The 18756-nt window shown below is 42.8% G+C and carries 15 protein-coding genes; 8 read left to right on the plus strand and 7 right to left on the minus strand.

From position 1 onward, the window contains the following. Nucleotides 1-123 precede the first annotated feature (123 nt). Both M8998_RS09210 and M8998_RS09215 read left to right on the plus strand, forming a co-directional pair. Complete coding sequence (locus M8998_RS09210; RefSeq protein ID WP_249992274.1) at nt 124-1083, plus strand: glycoside hydrolase family 43 protein; 960 nt, start codon at nt 124-126, stop codon at nt 1081-1083. Between the two features lie 224 nt (nt 1084-1307). Next, nucleotides 1308-1973, plus strand: coding sequence for an ABC transporter ATP-binding protein (locus M8998_RS09215; RefSeq protein WP_249992275.1), 666 nt, complete (start codon nt 1308-1310; stop codon nt 1971-1973). Nucleotides 1974-2050: 77 nt separating this feature from the next. Here the strand turns inward: M8998_RS09215 and M8998_RS09220 are convergent, their stop codons facing one another. The 4 genes from M8998_RS09220 to M8998_RS09235 form a co-directional block, all read right to left on the minus strand. Continuing rightward, entirely contained in the window at nt 2051-2851 is an 801-nt protein-coding gene (locus M8998_RS09220) for a hypothetical protein (RefSeq protein ID WP_249992276.1), read from the minus strand. A 206-nt stretch (nt 2852-3057) separates the two neighbouring features. After that, nucleotides 3058-5397, minus strand: coding sequence for a GH92 family glycosyl hydrolase (locus M8998_RS09225; RefSeq protein WP_284040247.1), 2340 nt, complete (start codon nt 5395-5397; stop codon nt 3058-3060). Then, complete coding sequence (locus M8998_RS09230; RefSeq protein WP_249992277.1) at nt 5397-7709, minus strand: GH92 family glycosyl hydrolase; 2313 nt, start codon at nt 7707-7709, stop codon at nt 5397-5399. Before M8998_RS09230 ends, M8998_RS09225 begins: the two co-directional genes overlap by 1 nt. Before the next feature lie 25 nt (nt 7710-7734). Next, entirely contained in the window at nt 7735-8433 is a 699-nt protein-coding gene (locus tag M8998_RS09235) for a basic secretory protein-like protein (RefSeq protein WP_249992278.1), read from the minus strand. A gap of 203 nt (nt 8434-8636) precedes the next feature. Between M8998_RS09235 and M8998_RS09240 the strand changes: the two genes are divergently transcribed. From M8998_RS09240 to M8998_RS09250, 3 genes are read left to right on the plus strand one after another with little or no spacing between them, the layout of a single operon-like run. Continuing rightward, complete coding sequence (locus tag M8998_RS09240; protein WP_249992279.1) at nt 8637-10067, plus strand: sensor histidine kinase; 1431 nt, start codon at nt 8637-8639, stop codon at nt 10065-10067. 9 nt (nt 10068-10076) lie between these two features. Continuing rightward, complete coding sequence (locus M8998_RS09245) at nt 10077-10778, plus strand: response regulator transcription factor (RefSeq protein ID WP_249992280.1); 702 nt, start codon at nt 10077-10079, stop codon at nt 10776-10778. Between the two features lie 17 nt (nt 10779-10795). Further along, nucleotides 10796-11638, plus strand: a complete 843-nt coding sequence (locus M8998_RS09250) for a transglutaminase-like domain-containing protein (RefSeq protein ID WP_249992281.1) — start codon at nt 10796-10798, stop codon at nt 11636-11638. Nucleotides 11639-11673: 35 nt separating this feature from the next. Here the strand turns inward: M8998_RS09250 and M8998_RS09255 are convergent, their stop codons facing one another. Next, a complete protein-coding gene (locus M8998_RS09255; protein ID WP_249992282.1) occupies nt 11674-12948 on the minus strand; it encodes a hypothetical protein in 1275 nt (424 codons plus the stop codon). A gap of 158 nt (nt 12949-13106) precedes the next feature. Between M8998_RS09255 and M8998_RS09260 the strand changes: the two genes are divergently transcribed. The 3 genes from M8998_RS09260 (at nt 13107) to M8998_RS09270 (ending at nt 17468) form a co-directional block, all read left to right on the plus strand. Next, complete coding sequence (locus tag M8998_RS09260) at nt 13107-14279, plus strand: trans-sulfuration enzyme family protein (protein ID WP_249992283.1); 1173 nt, start codon at nt 13107-13109, stop codon at nt 14277-14279. A 60-nt stretch (nt 14280-14339) separates the two neighbouring features. Further along, entirely contained in the window at nt 14340-14792 is a 453-nt protein-coding gene (locus tag M8998_RS09265) for an HYC_CC_PP family protein (RefSeq protein WP_249992284.1), read from the plus strand. 66 nt (nt 14793-14858) lie between these two features. Further along, nucleotides 14859-17468 carry a TonB-dependent receptor domain-containing protein gene (locus M8998_RS09270; protein WP_249992285.1) on the plus strand — a complete coding sequence of 870 codons (2610 nt, stop codon included), beginning with the start codon at nt 14859-14861 and terminating at the stop codon, nt 17466-17468. A gap of 90 nt (nt 17469-17558) precedes the next feature. On the opposite strand, the gene M8998_RS09275 is transcribed toward M8998_RS09270, so the two are convergent. Together M8998_RS09275 and M8998_RS09280 are read right to left on the minus strand one after the other, a co-directional pair. Continuing rightward, entirely contained in the window at nt 17559-18152 is a 594-nt protein-coding gene (locus tag M8998_RS09275; RefSeq protein ID WP_249992286.1) for a Maf family protein, read from the minus strand. A gap of 4 nt (nt 18153-18156) precedes the next feature. Further along, the gene (locus M8998_RS09280) at nt 18157-18675 is read right to left on the minus strand and encodes a KdsC family phosphatase (RefSeq protein ID WP_249992287.1); all 519 of its coding nucleotides are present in this window, start codon (nt 18673-18675) and stop codon (nt 18157-18159) included. Between the last annotated feature and the right edge of the window lie 81 nt (nt 18676-18756).

Below are 18756 nucleotides of genomic sequence, written 5' to 3' on the forward strand. Positions count from 1 at the left end.
CCGAAGGAAAACAATCTATATAATCCATCTCCATTGCATGCAGATGCGATACATCAATCCAAAAAAAAAGCGTTATATTAGAAGACAATTACCTATATGATATAAACGCTAAATCGAAAAAGCATGAATAAATTAAGTTCTCTAATGGCGGCTGCTTTGCTCAGTTGCAGCTCATTTGCTCTGGCACAACAAAACCCTGTTTTTCCGGGCAATTATGCCGATCCAGAGGGAATTGTATACAACAACACGTACTGGATTTTCCCAACCTATTCTGCTCCCTATGAGGAGCAAATATTCTTCGACGCATTCTCTTCGAAAGATTTAGTAAACTGGGAAAAACATTCCCGTATTCTGGACAATAATGAGGTAAAGTGGGCAAACAAAGCCATGTGGGCGCCAGCCGTACTGGAGAAAGACGGTAAATACTATATTTTCTTTGGCGCAAACGACGTACACCCTGGTGAAGTGGGTGGTATCGGCGTGGCTGTAGCAGATAAACCCGAAGGGCCCTACAAGGATTTGATCGGCAAACCATTAATCCAAGAAAATGTAAACGGTGCACAGCCCATCGATCAATTTGTATTCAAAGACAAAGACGGTACTTACTATATGTACTACGGAGGATGGAAACATTGTAATATGGTGAAGTTAAAGCCTGACTTTACCGGACTACTACCTTTCGATGACGGAACCTACTATAAAGAAGTCACCCCGGAGAACTATGTAGAAGGTCCATTCATGTTTATAAAAGACGGAAAATACTACTTCATGTGGTCTGAAGGCGGTTGGACAGGTCCAGATTATAAAGTTGCTTATGCTATTGCTGATTCACCATTTGGGCCATTCAAACGTGTGAACACCATCTTAGAACAGGATCCAGAAATTGCGACTGGCGCAGGCCATCACTCGGTCATCAAAGTGCCGAATGAAGAAAAATATTATATCGTATACCACCGTCGTCCATTGGGAAAAACCAGTGCTCATGACCGCGTAACCTGCGTAGAAGAATTACATTTTGATGAACAAGGCTTGATTAAGCCGGTCAAGATGACCTTCGAAGGAGTTAGTCACCCCCTGAAATAGGAGCTTCGCACGCTTTCGACTATGCGGTAACTATTTTGGATATATCGCTTATCGTTTAGAAGAATACAAGGCACGCTAAAGTCGTTAGCTGTTCGGAATTGGACAATTTACTGTTCAATTCCGAACATTAACCACATCACACCCTTCTTCTTTCCGCTGTATTACAACGAGTTAAGACACTGGCACATCCTTGGAAATGTTTTACAAAACAAGCCATTGCATACATGATCGAACTAAAGCATATTTTCAAATGGTATAATGTCGGAGGTACCAAGACTTTTGTACTGAAAGACATCAACCTACGTATTGAACAAGGAGAATTCATCTCTATAATGGGGCCTTCCGGATCTGGAAAATCTACCCTATTGCATATATTGGGGAATTTAGATATGCCAGATGAAGGTACTTACCATTTTTTGGAAGAAGATGTTTATGCCCTTAAAAGCCGAAAAAGAGCGGAGCTTTTTCAATCGCGCGTAGGCTTTGTATTTCAGTCCTACCACCTCATTGATGAGCTCACGGTGTATGAAAACATTGAGACGCCACTGATATATAAAAACATTTCAGGCTCAGAGCGCAAAGCTATTGTTGGCGATATGCTCGACCGCTTTGGCATTGTTGGCAAGAAAGATCTATTTCCTAATCAATTATCAGGCGGACAGCAGCAGATTGTAGGCATTGCCCGAGCTTTGGCGGGATCTCCGAAACTCATCTTAGCAGATGAGCCTACCGGAAATCTTAACTCGCAACAAGGCGAAGACGTTATGAAATTATTTAAAAAGCTCAATGAAGAAGGTGTCACCATTATTCAGGTAACTCACTCAGAGAAGAATGCAGAGTACGGCAATCGTATCATCAACTTGTTGGATGGACAGTTAAAGGCAGATTAATAGCTGTCACTAAATAGAAAGCATTAAAAAAGCGCTATGAAGTTCACTCTTCATAGCGCTTTTTTGTAGGCGTATCCTTAAAAACTCGATACCCGGAAATTGCTAATAAAAGCCTGAGCACCATTACGGTATTTATCAGTGGATAGAAAGAAGTGCTTGGGTGCATTTATATCGATTACCGCTGCATCTAGTACCTTTTGGCTATCTATAAACAGCTGCATCTGTTCACCATCCACCGATATCGAGATATGCATAGTCGCATTCGCATAATTGCTCAAAGGAAATGGCAGTGTACTGCTATTATTTCCCGCATCCGTGGTGATAGTTTCATAATAATACTTTAGACTGCTATATACACTCACCTCTTTGCCCACGCCATAGATATAGCTTTTTGTACTATTGTTCTTCGAAAACCCAAAGTCTATATCGCGCAAATCGCTGGCCTCGCTGGCGCGTGTGAGCAGATCAAACTCAAGTGTAAATTTCTTCGGTAGCTGAAGCAAGGTGTCTAATTGATAAGATGCACGTGCGGCAAGCTGAAGCCATTTGCCTGATACACCATTGAGTGATACCACAGCCCCTGTGCTATTGGTCTGCCAATATCGAGGCATACTACCGGGCGCATCATTTGCCAAATCGTCTGAAAAGATAAGTTGCGTGCCCCGTAAAAATGGTTCGCCGGGGTTTAATCCGCCCAACACACCTTCTAATTGCGTATTCGTTGACCCAGCGGCAGGCTTGGTTTTCTTCGAATCCAGCATCTCGTCGATCTTTTTTTCTGCTTTATTTTCTAATCTTCGTTGTACTTTTTTCAATACCTGTGCTTGCGAGCCATATGCCAAGCCAACAAGGACAGTCAAAAAAATGATCTTTTTCATATCTATTGGTATCTATTTTTTTAAGGTTAAAGAGGAGTAGTATCCTCTGGAACAGTTTAAGACCCTAAGATAAGGCTTATAGATAAGAAAACGCTTTTCTATCGTATCCCGGGAAACCAGTATTTTTACCGAGTATGGTATAAAAAAGCGGCATGAAATAGTAAATCTCATGCCGCTTCCTGCATTCTTAGAACTAGTTAATCGTACTATGCCTTTTTGTTGGGCTTTGCTCCCATTTTAAATTCAAGCTTACCTCCATTCACGATATCGGCATGCTTGAGGATATACCCTTTTAAAGGCTTACCATTTAAGCGTACTTCCTGTACGTATACGTTTTTATCGCTTTGATTGGTAGCCGTTACCTCAAAGGTTTTCCCATTTTCTAATTTCACAGATGCAGATTTTACCAAGGGGCTGCCTAACCAATAATCTTGAGAACCTGGAGCTACCGGATAGAAGCCCATGCTGGAAAATAAATACCAGGCACTCATCTGACCGCAGTCATCATTTCCACCGAGACCATCTGCACCATTATGATACTGATCTTTCAGAATCTTACGAATCCATTCTTGAGATTTCCATCCTTCACCGGCTAACTGATAAAGGTATACGACGTGATGCGCCGGCTCGTTGCCGTGCACATAATTACCAATAATTCCCTCCCGGGTAATGTCTTCTGTATGTGCAAAAAACTCATCTGGCAAGTGCATCGTAAACAAAGAATCCAGATAGGTAGCAAGCTTCTTCTTGCCACCGATCAATTCCATTAATCCTTCTGGATTATGCGGTACATACAGGCTGTAATTCCAGGTATTCCCTTCTATAAAACCCTGCCCATGAGTTTCCAAGACATCAAATTTCTCTCGGAATTTTCCTTCGACATTTTTTGGTCGCATAAAACCGATAGATGGATCAAACATATTGCGCCAGTTCTCCGCGCGTTTAGCAAATGTTTGGTAGTCGGCATCCCTATTCAGGTGTTTGGCTAACTGCGCAATGCACCAATCATCGTAGGCATATTCCAAGGTGTTGGATACCGATGTACCATTTTTCTCATCGGGTATATAACCCAAATCGATGTAATCTCCGATACCCTCGTAGCGGCGGTAATTAGCGGTCGCAATACACGCATCTAGCGCGGCATTAGCATCGCCTTTATAAACACCTTTCAATACCGCATCTGCAATGACCGAAACGCTGTGATAGCCGCTCATACACCAATTATCGTTACCGTAATGCGACCAGATTGGTAGCATTTTCAATGTGCTCTGATCATAATGTGCCATCATCGAAGCCACCATATCCGCGTTTCGGGAAGGATTGATCAAGTTCATATACGGGTGAAAAGCCCGGAAAGTATCCCACAAGGAGAACGACGAATAGTTCGTGAAACCATCGGCTTGGTGAACCTGATGGTCCAAACCACGATACTGCCCATTCACATCCATGTATTCCGTAGGCATCAGCGCCGCGTGATACATCGCGGTGTAGAAATTGACATAATCGGCTTTCGAAGGCAATATAGCTTGAATACGCTCTAGTTCCTTCTCCCACAAATCCTGTCCTTCGCGTTTCGTACGTTCGAAGTCCCAATGGGGTACTTCCGCTTCCATATTGGCTAAGGCATTGTCCATACTTACGGGAGATATGGCCAATTTCACCTGAACTTCTTCACCAGCCGTGACATCAAAGTCGAAGTGCATCCGAATTTTAGTACCGGCAATGTCTGGGAAGTTGTCCGTCTGGTCGAACTTGCGCCAAAATCCCTTATAAACTTGCTCTTTCTCAAAGTTCTTGGTACCATAATTACGGAATGGCTTGGAAAATTTCATCGCAAAATGTACGACGCGCGTACGCGCCCATCCGTGCGTCTGCCGATATCCTACGATGGTATGGTCATCTAGCACACGCGCTACCGTCCACACATTCTTCTCATCGTAGTTATAGATGCCATGCATTAAATCAAAGATGATATGACTTTCACCTGCCTTACTGAAAGTATACTTGTGATGTCCTACCCGTGCGCTGGTCGTCAGCTCCGCTGTAATATCGTGCGCATCCAGTTTTACTTTGTAGTAATTGGCCGCAGCATGTTCGTTGTCATGGCTGTACGCCGAGCGATAGCCGCTACCGGGTTTATCTGCGGTACCTGGATTCAATTTGAGCGCACCACTGGTGGGCATCAACAAGAAATCTCCCAAATCTGAATGGCCTGTACCGCTAAAGTGCGTATGACTAAAACCGACGATAGTAGGGTCACTGTACTGGTAGCCTGCACAATATTTATACACATCACCATTGTATTTTCCATTCATGGCATACGGTATGGTATCTGTATCCGGACTGAGCTGTACCGAACCAAACGGTACCGTCGGTCCGGGGTAAGTATGCCCCATCTTCGCCGTCCCGATCATCGGATCTACATAATCCACCAATCTTTTCTCTTGCGCTTGTGCCGAACCACCAAGGTGCAGCAAGCTCAAAACACCAAGAGTGCGCAGGCATTCCTGCCAGCGCACTCTTTTAGCTAAACCTAAGTTTATCATTATTTATATTTTCCTTCCATTTCTAACGTCAACGAATAAGGAAAATCCGCTGCAGCCGTTCCTCGTTGTGTATTCGGTTGCGCTCCCATAGAGAAATCAATTTTCGAACCTTTTAGCAATTGTTCGTGTGTAATAAAGTTCTTCGCATGGGCTTTACCATCTACATTTAATTGCTGTACATAGCGGTTTTCAGCACTATTGTCCTTTCCTGCTATCGATATGGTATTTCCATTGGCGAGCGTAATCTCTGCCTTATCGAACAGTGGTGCACCAAAGATGTACTCATTTGTAGCCGGACACACGGGGTAGAAACCTAATGCCGAGAATACATACCAAGCAGATGTTTGTCCATTGTCTTCATCACCACAGTATCCATCTGGATAAGGTGTATACATACGATCCATCGTTTCACGTGCCCAGTATTGCGTTTTCCAAGGCTCGCCTGCATAATTATATAGATAGATCATATGCTGGATTGGCTGATTACCATGTGCATACTGCCCCATATTGGCCACTTGCATTTCACGAATCTCGTGGATCACACCACCATAATAGCTTTCGTCGAAAATCGGCGGAAGAGAGAATACAGAATCCAACTTAGTGGTAAATGATTGGTGTCCACCCATCAAACGTGCCAACCCTTCCACATCATGGAAGACCGACCAGGTATAGTGCCAGCTATTTCCTTCAGTAAATGCATCTCCCCATGTAAATGGGTTAAATGGCGACTGGAAAGAACCATCTTTATTTTTACCACGCATCAATCCAGTTGCCGGATCAAATAAGTGCTTATAGTTCATACTGCGTTTGCGGTACAATTCGATCTCTTTTTTTGGCTTTTTCAAGGCTTTTGCTAATTGATAAATCGCAAAATCATCGTAGGCATATTCCAAAGTTCTGGCCGCATTTTCATTGATTCCGACATCGTAAGGTACATAACCCAAATCAATGTAGTACGGCGCACCTGCACGACCAACAGCGGTCATTGGGCCTTCATTGTTTGCACCATTTAACAAGGCTTCGTACAGGGTCTCAATATCATAACCGCGCAATCCTTTGATATGCGCATCCGATACCACAGACGCAGAGTTGTTACCGACCATAATGTTGGCATAACCCGGACTGCTCCACTCGGGCAACCATCCGCCTTCTTTATACGCGTTGGCTAAGCCCTCTTGCATTTCTACGTTGATCTCTGGATATACCAGATTCAGGAATGGATATAGCGCACGGAATGTATCCCAGAAGCCGGTTCCGCCAAACATACGGCCGGCGAGAATCTGACCATTATAAGGACTCCAATGTACCGGTTCATTATTAGCGTCGATCTCATATAACTTATTCGGAAACAAAACCGTTCTGTACAAACACGAATAAAACGTTTTCAACTGATCCTGTGTACCACCACCTACTTTTACACGACTCAAGGTTTGATGCCAAGCCTCTTTTGCTTCATCATGAACAGTCACAAACGATTTAGCTCCGACTTCACGAGAAAGATTTAGTTCCGCCTGATCATAACTAATAAACGACGATGCGACGCGCATGTTCACTTGCTCACCGCGTTTCGTTTTGAAACCTACAATAGCACCCGTATGGTTTCCCGCAGCTTCATGCGCAGACGAAGCTTGGTAAACACTGTCTTTCCAAATCTTGGTGAAGGTAACCTCTTTATCGAAGTAGATCACAAAGTAGTTTTTGAAGTTCTCGTATTTACCACGGCTATAGCGGCTGGAGTAACCTACAATTTTATTCTCTTCTGGAATGAATTTAATCTCCGATCCTTTATCAAAAGCATCGATAGCAACGAAAGAGCTATCACTCTCTGGAAAGGTAAAACGAAATACCGCCGCACGTTCGGTTGGCGTAATCTCTGTCGTAACATCCGCATCGGCTAGGTAAACACTATAGTAATAAGGTTTAGCCGTTTCAGATTTATGCGAAAACCAACTAGCGCGCTTATCTTGATCGATTTCTGGTGTACCACTTCCTGGCATAATGGAAAACTGACCGTAGTCGTTCATCCAAGGAGAAGGTTGATGTGTTTGCTTGAAGCCGCGTAATTTGTCAGCAGCATAGGTATACATCCATCCGTCACCCATTTTACCGGTTTGCGGGCTCCAAAAGTTCATGCCCCAAGGCACAGCAATGGCCGGATAGGTATTTCCATTCGACATGGATGGTTTAGAATCGGTTCCCATCAAGGTATTCACCCATTCTTCAGGTCTTTCCACCTGGTCAATTTGTTGGGCAGATAATGCCCCTATCGAAAACAAGAATGATAGGGAATAAAATAAATAACGAAGGTTCATATTTCGAAGATACTAAAAAATTGTTCTATACTTTATTAGCTGCCACATACGCATCCCAAAGCGCATCCAGCTCCATACCGGTAAGGCTTACCCAAATCTCTGGTGTATACGTTTTGTTGCGCATGGCAGCATCTAACAGCTTTACTGCACCTTTTTTCTTATCGGTCTCTACCCAATCCAGAAAGCGTGCTGCTATCCGATAACTACTGGTGTAGCGGTGGTCTTCCTTAAGCGCTGGCAAAGACCAGTTGGCTGCCTTATTGTTCACACCATACTTATAGCGCACGTAGTCTGCTACTCCCTCTACCAACCAGCCTGGTCCACTTCGAGGTGGATAGGCCTGTACGATGTGCATCACTTCATGCGTTACGACGTCAATATCTTCTGGCATCTTTTCCATCCAGGCTTGAGCAATCACAATTTTACCATTATGAGCATATGCAACGCCATCATAAGCTGTATCAATCGTGATGTATACTTCCTTAAACGAGTTCTTATTATAATCTTTTACCAACTTAGGATAATTAGTAAAAAACACTTCCTGCAGTCGCTTTTGTTGTGCAATATCAAAATCAGGGTTCTGCGCAAGAAAATGTAGCGTATAACCTTTTTTTGTAATTGTTTGAATTTGTTGCGCATGGAGTACAACAGGCAGAAATAGCGCAGCAAACAATCCTAAGGTTAGGGTGCTTAGCGCAGATTGGCGTTTAAAATAATTTAACATGGGTTTAGATGTAGGTGTCTGATAAGATATTGTTCTGTGAACTATCTGGAAATAAAAGTAATCGGATTTACCTAATCCCGATGTTAATGAAACCCCAACAAATTGTTAACAAAAACTAAACACCAGATCATTACCCATTGATTTTGTGTATATTCAGCCTGTTTTCAGATATAATTTCCCTTCATACATTGCTATACGCGAACATGAAATTCACATCCATTTATCTGGTTTATAAGATCGCGGCTGTCTTTAGTTTCATTACCTTGATCAGCCTGCTTGTTTACCTTACCTATAATACCTTTATACTTAACGATCAGCAGTATCAAAACACGGAGAAGCTATTAATCAAAGAGTTTTATTCTAATGCGATTCGTAATGATAAGCTTTATCCAGGCGGACAAAACATCTTCGATGCACACATTAACCCTAAGCTAAACCTGCTGGATAGCCTGGAAAGCCACCATAAGCGAGAATTAGAAGATACAGTAGCCACGCTATTACATAATTTAGAGTTGGATCTTAAGGCTAACAATACGATGGATAGTGTTTTCGAGCAAATCAAGACAACCTTTCAACTAGGGAACGATTGGGAATATGCCCTTGTAGTAAATCGGGTGAGAGTTAACCTAACGGGAGACCGAAAGGTGGATATTTATAGTCCGGAGCCAATCACTGCCGGAGACCGAAGTACTATCCCAAGTATGAAAGGGTTCCGTATCGGGGGCGAACTGAAGCAGCTACGTAAACAGAACGTGGTATCCGAAATCAATGTAAGCAGCACGCAAGATTTTAGCTATCAAGTATCTTTCGCACTTTTTGCAGATCGAAAAAACCGTACCATTGCCTTGCTCCAACTGATCGCTCCGGTATTTTTATTAGGAATTTTTGCGATTATTACCATCATTTTAATTTATCTGGCTACCTACAGAAACTGGATTAGACAGAAACGTCTCGCCGACATGAAGTCGGACTTTATCAATAGCATTACGCATGAATTCAACACGCCAATTGCCACCATACAGGTGGCGAATAAGACATTGAAATCTCAGCCGATGATACAAGAAAATAAACCATTATTGTCACTAACCGATGTTATCCAACGGCAATCGAGCCGCTTGCAACGCTTATTTGCCCAGGTTTTAGATATCACTTCGATGAGCGGGTATGCGTTACAGAAAGAACCTACAAATATTGGGAACTTACTTCAGGAAATGGTGGATGACTATCGATTAAAAACCAGTGATTGCGCGGTGGATATCGAATTTTCTGATTTTACGAATCAAGAAAGTACTGCTATGATGAACCCATTTTTCTTTACCACAATGATTTCTAATCTAATGGAAAATGCCGAAAAGCACAACCATAAAAACTCTAAATCTATTAAGGTCGGGCTGAGCGATAACGGTAATTATTGGCGAATTCATTTATCAGACAATGGGGAAGGTATCGCAGATAAGGAACTAAAACTGGTGTTTCAAAAATTTTACCGTTCGGCTTCCAACACGAAAAGTGGCCTGGGTTTGGGTTTATATTATGTGAGACAATGCGTTATCGCACATGGCTGGTCAATCGAGGTTGAAAGCGTACTCGAAGTCGGCAGTAAATTTGTCATTGATATTCCTAAAAATTCGTAATATAGAGGCATGAAAACACGCATTTTGTATGTGGAGGACGAGTCGGATCTAGGGAATGTAACCAAACAATACCTTGAAATGATGGGCTTCGAAGTAAATTGGGCTTTGGATGGAGCCTCTGCATTGAAAGCGTATGGACAGGAGCAATATGATATCAGCATCATCGATATACAATTGCCTGATACCGATGGATTCACCTTGGCCAAGCAAATCGGACAAATTAACGAGCAAGCTCATTTTCTATTTCTCACGGCAAGAAATATGAAAGAAGATAAGATTCAAGGGCTGCAATTAGGGGCTTTTGATTATATGACCAAACCATTCGATGTAGATGAGTTGGTGTTACGCATCCGCAACTTTGTGAATAGACAATTGCGTTACGCAAACGCTGCTCAGCAACATCCTTCGAACGAAATTTTCATCGATGATGTAAAAGTGGACTTAAAATTGCTGTCGATATCAATCGGAGACGGTTTTACGACCACACTAACCCTACGGGAGATGGAATTGTTTACGTATTTATATAAACAGCGTAATCAAATTGTGAAGCGAGAAGAGATTCTTATACATATCTGGGGCGACAATGATTATTTTCTAGGTCGCAGTTTGGATGTCTTTATCTCTAGATTAAGGAAAGTGTTATCTAAATCCAATAGCGTAAAGATCGAGAATGTCTATGGCGTAGGATTTAAGCTGGTATCTCCGAAATAATCTAAACAGCACAACGCATGACCAACAAAGAATTTAACGCTTTATTATCCTTGTTGGACGATCCAGATCAAGACATCTTTCAGCAAGTTGAACACAAGCTAATTACATGCGGACCGGATGTAATTCCTTTGCTCGAAGAATCTTGGGAAGAATCCTTTGACCCGCTTGCTCAATCTCGCATTGAAAACATCGTACATAAAATTCAGTTCGATGAAATTAAAAACGAACTACAGCTTTGGCAACTAAATAATAGCGATGATCTACTCGATGGCCTGATGATTATCAATCGTTATCAGTATCCTAATATGAATGAAGATCAGGTGTACTATCAGTTAGCGGAACTGCGGAGAACAGCTTGGATGGGGATGATCTACGACATGAGTCCGGTAGAAAAGGTTAGATTTTTAAATAACATTATCTTCCGGGAATTTGGTCTATCTGGCAATACCAGTAACTACCACGACCCACAGAATTCTTTCATCAATCAGGTATTAGAGACAAAAAAAGGTAGCCCTATATCGCTGGCTTGTATCTATGCTTTGGTTGCTCAAAAGTTGGATCTACCTATATATGGAGTAAACTTACCAAAACACTTTGTGTTGGCCTACATGGATGATTCTACGCCACAAAAAGCGTTGTTCTACATTAACGTATTTAATCGTGGGCAAATCATGAAAGAGGAAGATATACAAGCTTTTCTAAGACAGCTGAATTTGCCAATATCTGGAGAATATACACTCCCTTGCGACAATCCTGCCATTATTAAACGTGTACTCCGAAATCTGATCTCGGCGTACGAGCATATTGATAACGGCACGAAACGCAACGACATATCGCTTCTTTTAGAACTGATTCAATAATAGCTCTGCGTAGCATATGTATGCTTTTTTATTTTTTATCTCCGACCAATTCTGGCCGATCCCCCGCTGCTTCCGTTTGTGGCTATAGTATCCACCGGAATTGTACCACGTGCGTCAAGCGATATACTTACAGGTACTCGGTTTGGAATAGTTAAAACGCCGTCAGGTTCTACATTTCCTTCGTTGGTAATCAAGAAGCGTAGCACAACGCCGCCTACTGTACCAGAACCTGAATCTGCGACATACATGTACTTTCCTCGCTCTCGATTGTCAATGGCTATGCTTACTGCATTAGTTAATCGTGTTTGGGTTCCCGTAATAATACGGTCTGGTGCTATTTGAGCATTAGCACTATGTGTAGAGAAGTTCTCGAAAATTAAAATTCTACCTTGTCCCTGCACAGCACCCGATGCTGGTGGGGCTTCTGTTGCAACCATTAAATCTAACCGTGGAGAATAAGCCATACCTGTTAAACTTCGAGCAGTAGGAATTGTAAGAGTAAAATCGGGGTTAATTCTTCGCACGGAATCCGGACTATTTAGCAATCGATCTGGAAGATCGTTATATACTAAAACTTCACCTATCGTGGCCTGTGCATTTTCTGGCGACACGGTAGAAAAATAAATCCTGTTTCTTCGATCATTTTGCTGTATGCTGATATCATGTATAAATACAGCCCTTACCATCTTGTCTGTAAATGGAATTCGAAAATTTGGCAAAGCGGGTTGATTTCTTGCACGAGGACGTCTATATACAAATACATCAGATTGGGTAGGTCCGACTGTAGCCATTACCGACGTTGGGCTAATACCGGGTGGGTTGATAGCAGGAGGAATAGGCTGGGCGGCAGGACGGGTATTCGCTAGAAAAAGTAGATCACTACTAGGATGATAAGCTATACCCCGAACGGACGTTATCAATACATTGTTCACCTGTCCTTGCGGAGACAGGGAACCTCTCAATGTATCAATACTTAATACTTGGACGCTATTATCCGCGAAGTTAACATCAACATTTAGCCCAGATTGGAATAGCAACTGCGCATCGGGACTATAAGAAATCGCAGAGCCACCAATTGCTCCAGTACGGTAACGAAATGCGGTTGTACTGAAACCTTCTGCATCTGCAGGATCTACTATATATACATTTTCAATCACCTCCACCTCGGGATTCGTGCTAAAATTCGAAGTGGATATATATAGTCTGCTTATCGGACGTGTTGGAGCAATTGGCTCATCATCATCTCGCAGACATCCCGCCAATGTAATTAGAACAACTCCCAGAAAAACCAACCGACTCCAAACTTTCATGCTTCAAACTTTTTTAACTATTACAAATGTAAAAAATAAAGCACTACGAAATACCCACCCTTACAATTCTTAACATATTCTTTTTGAAATAAGTATCTGTCTACAATTATCACTTAACCATTGGAAATGACTACCACATTTATGTACATTTGCGAACTATGCATAAAGACGAATCCAAAATTATCCGTAATCAGGTTCCTCGCTCCGATAAAAGGGAACATTCGGCGCCTTTGTACCTGACCTCCAGCTTTATATTTGATAGCGCAGAACAAGGACGCGCGATCTTTGCGGAAGAGGAAGAAGGTATGGTATATTCCAGGTATTCGAATCCAAACACCGATGAGTTTATTCAGAAAGTATGCATAATGGAGGAAGCAGAAGCTGGCCTGTCCTTTTCTTCTGGTATGGCCGCCGTATTTGCCTCTTTCGCAGCCTTTATTCATAGTGGAGATCATATTGTATCTAGCCGGGCAATCTTTGGATCCACCCATCAACTATTTACGCAACTTTTCCCACGCTGGGGTGTTACCACCACCTATGTAGATGGCGTAAACCAAGAAGAGTGGGAACAAGCCATTCAAGAAAATACAAAAATTATATTTCTGGAATCACCTTCTAATCCTGGTCTCGAGCTAGTAGACCTAGAATGGTTGGGCAAATTCAAGGAGAAATACCCACATATTTTACTGATGATAGACAACTGCTTTGCCACACCATATTTGCAGAAACCTTTGCGGTATGGTTTTGACCTGTCTATCCATTCGGCCACCAAATACATGGACGGACAAGGCCGCGTACTTGGCGGAGTAGCCGTTGGTAAGAAAGAACTCATAGACACTATGATGTTCTTCATTCGCCATACCGGACCATCCATGTCTCCGTTTAACGCATGGTTGATTTCTAAAAGCTTAGATACACTGGGCTTACGCATGGACCGCCACTGTTCTAATGCACTGGCTTTGGCAGCGGCGTTGGAAAATAATCCAGAAATTGAAGATGTCAAATACCCTTTCTTGCCTTCGCACCCACAGTACGAATTGGCAAAAAAGCAAATGAAAGCAGGCGGAGGAATTGTCACCTTCGTTGTCAAAGGCGGATTCGAACGTGCGAAAAACTTCATTGATCATTTAGAAATGATCCTTTGTACCTCTAACCTGGGCGACAATCGCTCTATCGTAACACATCCTGCTTCTACAACACACTCCAAATTGTCGGAAGAAGAAAGGCTTAATCTAGGTATAAAGCCAGGCTCTATCCGCCTTTCGGTGGGTCTAGAAGACAAAGACGATATCATCGAAGATGTCACCAACGCGTTAAACAAAACACGATAAAGTAACCTTAAGATCCCAAGATTTGCGGTTACGCAATTTATTCTTGACCTTTGTAGATAGATGATTAGAATTTTGTCCCTACTTCTATTGTGCATATACACGCTGACCAGTACAGGTGCAACGGTGTATTATCATACCTGTGGACAGAATTCGCAAATTTCACTTTCCATAAAAAAAGAGAACGTTCGTTCTTGCATTTTTTGTAGTGGTGAAGAAAAACCTTCTTCACAAGAGCGTCAACATTGCGAACAATCCGATCACTCCTGCGAGCAAAAAGATAGCTGTTGTACAGACGTCGAGGTGGAGTTAAATAATGGCGATAACCAGGCCGTTACCAATTTATTAAAGGATTTTAACACCCTTTCGCCGGCAGAATTTATTATTCCATGGATTATGGTATTTCACCATTCCTGGCTGGAAGTTCCTGAGACAGCACAGACATCTTTTTCCTCTTTAACCCCTTCGGGCACTTTCCCTAATCCTTATTTAGTACATTGTAATTTCCGTATTTGATTTTAGTGTAGTCTATTATTCTACCACTATTTGGTAGTGTCATTCATCCTACATTAAAATACATTTATGAAAAACATACAATATCTCTGTATCGCTATTTTCTTCACGGCGATACAATGGGCATACGCGCAAGAAGCGACCACAACTACTTTTGATGTGGCCGGCAATTGCGGCATGTGTAAACAACGCATCGAGAAAGCTGGTAAAGACGCTGGTGCCTCACAAATCGTCTGGGATCCAAAAACCGGAAAAGCCGAAGTAACATTCGATCCAAAAAAAACTGACGTTTCGAAATTAAAAGAAGCTATTGCAGCTGCGGGACATGACACAGACGAATTCCGAGCACCAGATGCAGTCTATAATGCTCTTCACACCTGCTGCCTGTACGATCGCGTAGGAGAAGAGGGCGATGTGCACGAACATAAACCTAGTCAAGTTAATCCGGACGATCCAGAGCATCATGATCATGACCACGAAGTACGTGGCGTAGTGGTCAACGAAACTGATAATGGCAGTCTAAAACCTATTCAGGGTGCTACTGTTTACTGGCTGGAAAATCAAGAGAAGAAGGTACAAACGGACAAAGACGGAATTTTTAAAATCATGCACGAGCAAGATTATAAGCGTTTAGTGGTTTCTCACACAGCAATGCAAGCGGACACACTGGAAGTGACGAATATGCACGAGGTGCTTGTTGTGCAATCGAAAAATAACGTATTAAAAGAAGTAGTCGTGTCTCGTCAGCAAAAGTCAAACTACATCTCCCGGATGAACGCTACTCGCGTCGAAACATTGACTGCACGGGAACTATTTAAAGCAGCGTGCTGCGACCTAAGTGAAAGCTTTGAGACAAACGCGTCTGTAGATGTGGTAAGTAGCGATGCCGTGACGGGTAGCAAACAGATCCAAATGCTGGGTCTCAGCGGGATTTATACGCAACTCACCGTAGAGGGATTGCCAGGACCCAGAGGTTTTGCCATTCCTTTAGGCTTGAATAGTATTTCTGGTAGCTGGATTGAGTCGATCAACATCAGCAAAGGTATTGGCTCTGTAGTAAATGGTTTTGAGAACATGGCCGGACAGATCAATGTCGAGCTCAAGAAACCAAACAATACGGATCGTCTGTATTTCAATGCCTATGGAAATAACATGGGGCGTACAGATATAAACCTCAATGTCTCGCAGCAACTAAGCGACAATTGGTCTGTGGGTTTTTTATTACATGATAATTTCATGTACAATCGCCACATGAACTTTAGTAACAACGGTTTTCGCGACATTCCTGTCGGCAACTTATTCAGTGGTGTTAATCGTTGGCACTATCAGAATGACAATGGTGTAATCCTACAATTTGGAGTTAAATACCTAAATGATAACCGCATAGGTGGTGAAATCGATTTTGACAAAGGTAGCGACCAATTCACGACAAACCGATATGGATTGGGCTTTATTAATAAACGAATTGAAGGTTTTGCTAAGGTAGGCTATGTATTTCCAACAAACTTACACCGAAGCATTGGCTTGCAACTGTCGGCCAGCAACTATGACCAGGAAAGTTTCTTTGGTTTAACAGGGTACAACAACAATCACTCATCCGGCTATGCCAACTTAATTTTTCAAGATGTGATTGGTAGCGAATCACATAAATACAAGGTGGGAGCATCACTTCAGTACGACAAATACCGGGAAGACCTGCTGTATACCTCTCCGGGTATAACATATCAAATGGGCCGGCAAGAGCGTGTGGCCGGTGTGTTTGGAGAGTACACCTACAGCCCGGCAGATAATCTGGATGTAGTCTTGGGCTTACGCCAAGACCACAATAACCTATACGGCTGGTTTACCACGCCACGCGCAGTAGTACGCTACCAACCGGCAATGAATACAACATTGCGCTTAAGCTCTGGTCGCGGACAGCGTACCGCAAATATCTTTGCCGAAAATCTAGGGATCTTTGCATCCAGCAGAAGTATTGCTAACCTTGGTGGTATTGTCAATGGAGCGGGCGCTTATGGCCTTCGGCCAGAGGTGTCTTGGAACACGGGACTAAGTGTAGATCAGGATTTTCAATTATTTGGCCGGGAGGCTGGCGTATCTGTGGAACTATTCCACAACAATTTCCAGAATCAGGTCGTCATCGATTGGGAAAACCCACGCGAGGTAGCCTTCTACAACTTAGAAGGAAAATCTTTCTCTAACAGTCTTCAAACAGAGTTGCGCTTTATGCCTACACGACATTTGGAAGCGCGCTTTTCCTACCGTTATTTAGATGTACAGACAGATTATCAAACCGGGCGTTTGCAAAAACCCCTTATCGCCAAACACCGTGGGTTTATGAATTTGGGATACAATACACATGGAGGATGGTCGTTCGATTACACACTGAATGTGGTCGGACAGAAAAGGATTCCGCCAACGACTGGCAACCCTATCCAATATCAATTAGAAGATCGCTCCAGAGCTTATGTGACGATGAATGCGCAAGTATCTAAAACATTTGGCAAGAACAAGAATTTCGATGTGTATGTTGGCGGAGAGAATCTAAGCAATTTCTTCCAGCAAGATCCTATTCTAGCTTTTGATCAGCCTTTTGGAAGCAACTTTGACACCAATATGCTGTGGGGCCCAATAACCGGAAGAATGTTTTACACTGGAATCCGGTATCATATAAAATAGCGCTGTGGTGCAATAGCAAACAAAAGTCCCTGGGAAAAAGATAAATACTTCTCAGGGACTTTTTATTTAAGCATTCTAATCGGGCAGATCTTAAGAAAGAAATTGCTTGAGTTCACTATATAAACGAGCTGTTGGCAGCCCCATCACATTCTCATAAGAACCATCAATACGCTCAACGGCAATGCGACCAATCCACTCTTGAATACCATAAGACCCCGCTTTATCCATTGGGTTGTAGTTGGCTACATAGTAATCAATCTCTTCTTCTTCCAGCTTTACGAACCATACAGCAGTGCGCTCCACAAACTGGTGTACGCGCCCGCGCAATGCTAAAGTAACACCCGTATACACCGCATGTTCGCGCCCAGATAATCTAGCAAGTACCGCTTTTGCTTCCGCCACGTCTGCCGGTTTACCTAGCATAGTGCCGTGCTCATCAGCGACAAGCGTATCGGCAACAATGACTAACCGATCCCGATACACATCGGCAGAAAAGGCTGTCAATTTAGCCGCCGCAATGGCAGAAACAATTTCTTCCGGAGTAAGCGTGGTGTCGATATACTCGTCCACCTCCGGAATCTCCACCGTGAAATCCAGGTCTAACCTTCGTAGTAATTCTTGCCTTCTCGGAGATTGAGAGCCTAATATAATAGGAGTATCTTTTAATTTTTCGATAAATATCATGAAGTTATATACTTTTTAATGCGGATGATACAGGCCATTTGTTTTGAGTTTTCAATACTTTTTCCAACACATCGCGAACAGCTCCCTGCCCACCGCAGCTCGGAGACATATACCGACTTATCGCCTTGATCTCTTCCGCAGCATCTTTTGGACATACCGGCAGACCTACCTGCAACATCGCTTCCATGTCTGGAATATCATCTCCCATATATAGCACACATTGGCGATCAATAGCAAACTGCTCACATAACTGCAAAAATAAGGCTCTTTTATCCACCACTCCAAGATGGATATGTTCTATACCCAACGCACGTAGTCGTTTTTCCACACCACTAGAACTACCTCCACTAATGACGAAAATTTGAATACCTGCCTGCACAGCTGCCTGAATAGCAAACCCGTCTCGCACGTGAAACGTACGGAGCTGATCTCCATCTTCGGTCACTAAAATAGTCCCATCGGTTAGCACGCCGTCCACATCCAGCACAACGACTTTAATGTGTTGAAAATCTCTCAAAATCATATTGATCCAAAAGTAGGGATAAATGCCGGATTATAGATTTCCCCGATAAACAAGAAAGGCTTCCTAATAGGAAGCCTTTAC

Origin of the sequence: Sphingobacterium sp. lm-10 (genome assembly GCF_023554555.1) — a bacterium.
Lineage (GTDB): Bacteria > Bacteroidota > Bacteroidia > Sphingobacteriales > Sphingobacteriaceae > Sphingobacterium.

What these genes read in the sequence shown, in the direction of transcription:
- M8998_RS09220 (WP_249992276.1), bottom strand. Translation starts at nt 2,851, where the DNA reads ATGAAAAAGATCATTTTTTTGACTGTCCTTGTTGGCTTGGCATATGGC.
- M8998_RS09265 (WP_249992284.1), top strand. Translation starts at nt 14,340, where the DNA reads ATGATTAGAATTTTGTCCCTACTTCTATTGTGCATATACACGCTGACC.
- M8998_RS09260 (WP_249992283.1), top strand. Translation starts at nt 13,107, where the DNA reads ATGCATAAAGACGAATCCAAAATTATCCGTAATCAGGTTCCTCGCTCC.
- M8998_RS09250 (WP_249992281.1), top strand. Translation starts at nt 10,796, where the DNA reads ATGACCAACAAAGAATTTAACGCTTTATTATCCTTGTTGGACGATCCA.
- M8998_RS09270 (WP_249992285.1), top strand. Translation starts at nt 14,859, where the DNA reads ATGAAAAACATACAATATCTCTGTATCGCTATTTTCTTCACGGCGATA.
- M8998_RS09275 (WP_249992286.1), bottom strand. Translation starts at nt 18,152, where the DNA reads ATGATATTTATCGAAAAATTAAAAGATACTCCTATTATATTAGGCTCT.
- M8998_RS09245 (WP_249992280.1), top strand. Translation starts at nt 10,077, where the DNA reads ATGAAAACACGCATTTTGTATGTGGAGGACGAGTCGGATCTAGGGAAT.
- M8998_RS09215 (WP_249992275.1), top strand. Translation starts at nt 1,308, where the DNA reads ATGATCGAACTAAAGCATATTTTCAAATGGTATAATGTCGGAGGTACC.
- M8998_RS09280 (WP_249992287.1), bottom strand. Translation starts at nt 18,675, where the DNA reads ATGATTTTGAGAGATTTTCAACACATTAAAGTCGTTGTGCTGGATGTG.
- M8998_RS09225 (WP_284040247.1), bottom strand. Translation starts at nt 5,397, where the DNA reads ATGATAAACTTAGGTTTAGCTAAAAGAGTGCGCTGGCAGGAATGCCTG.
- M8998_RS09255 (WP_249992282.1), bottom strand. Translation starts at nt 12,948, where the DNA reads ATGAAAGTTTGGAGTCGGTTGGTTTTTCTGGGAGTTGTTCTAATTACA.
- M8998_RS09240 (WP_249992279.1), top strand. Translation starts at nt 8,637, where the DNA reads ATGAAATTCACATCCATTTATCTGGTTTATAAGATCGCGGCTGTCTTT.
- M8998_RS09230 (WP_249992277.1), bottom strand. Translation starts at nt 7,709, where the DNA reads ATGAACCTTCGTTATTTATTTTATTCCCTATCATTCTTGTTTTCGATA.
- M8998_RS09235 (WP_249992278.1), bottom strand. Translation starts at nt 8,433, where the DNA reads ATGTTAAATTATTTTAAACGCCAATCTGCGCTAAGCACCCTAACCTTA.
- M8998_RS09210 (WP_249992274.1), top strand. Translation starts at nt 124, where the DNA reads ATGAATAAATTAAGTTCTCTAATGGCGGCTGCTTTGCTCAGTTGCAGC.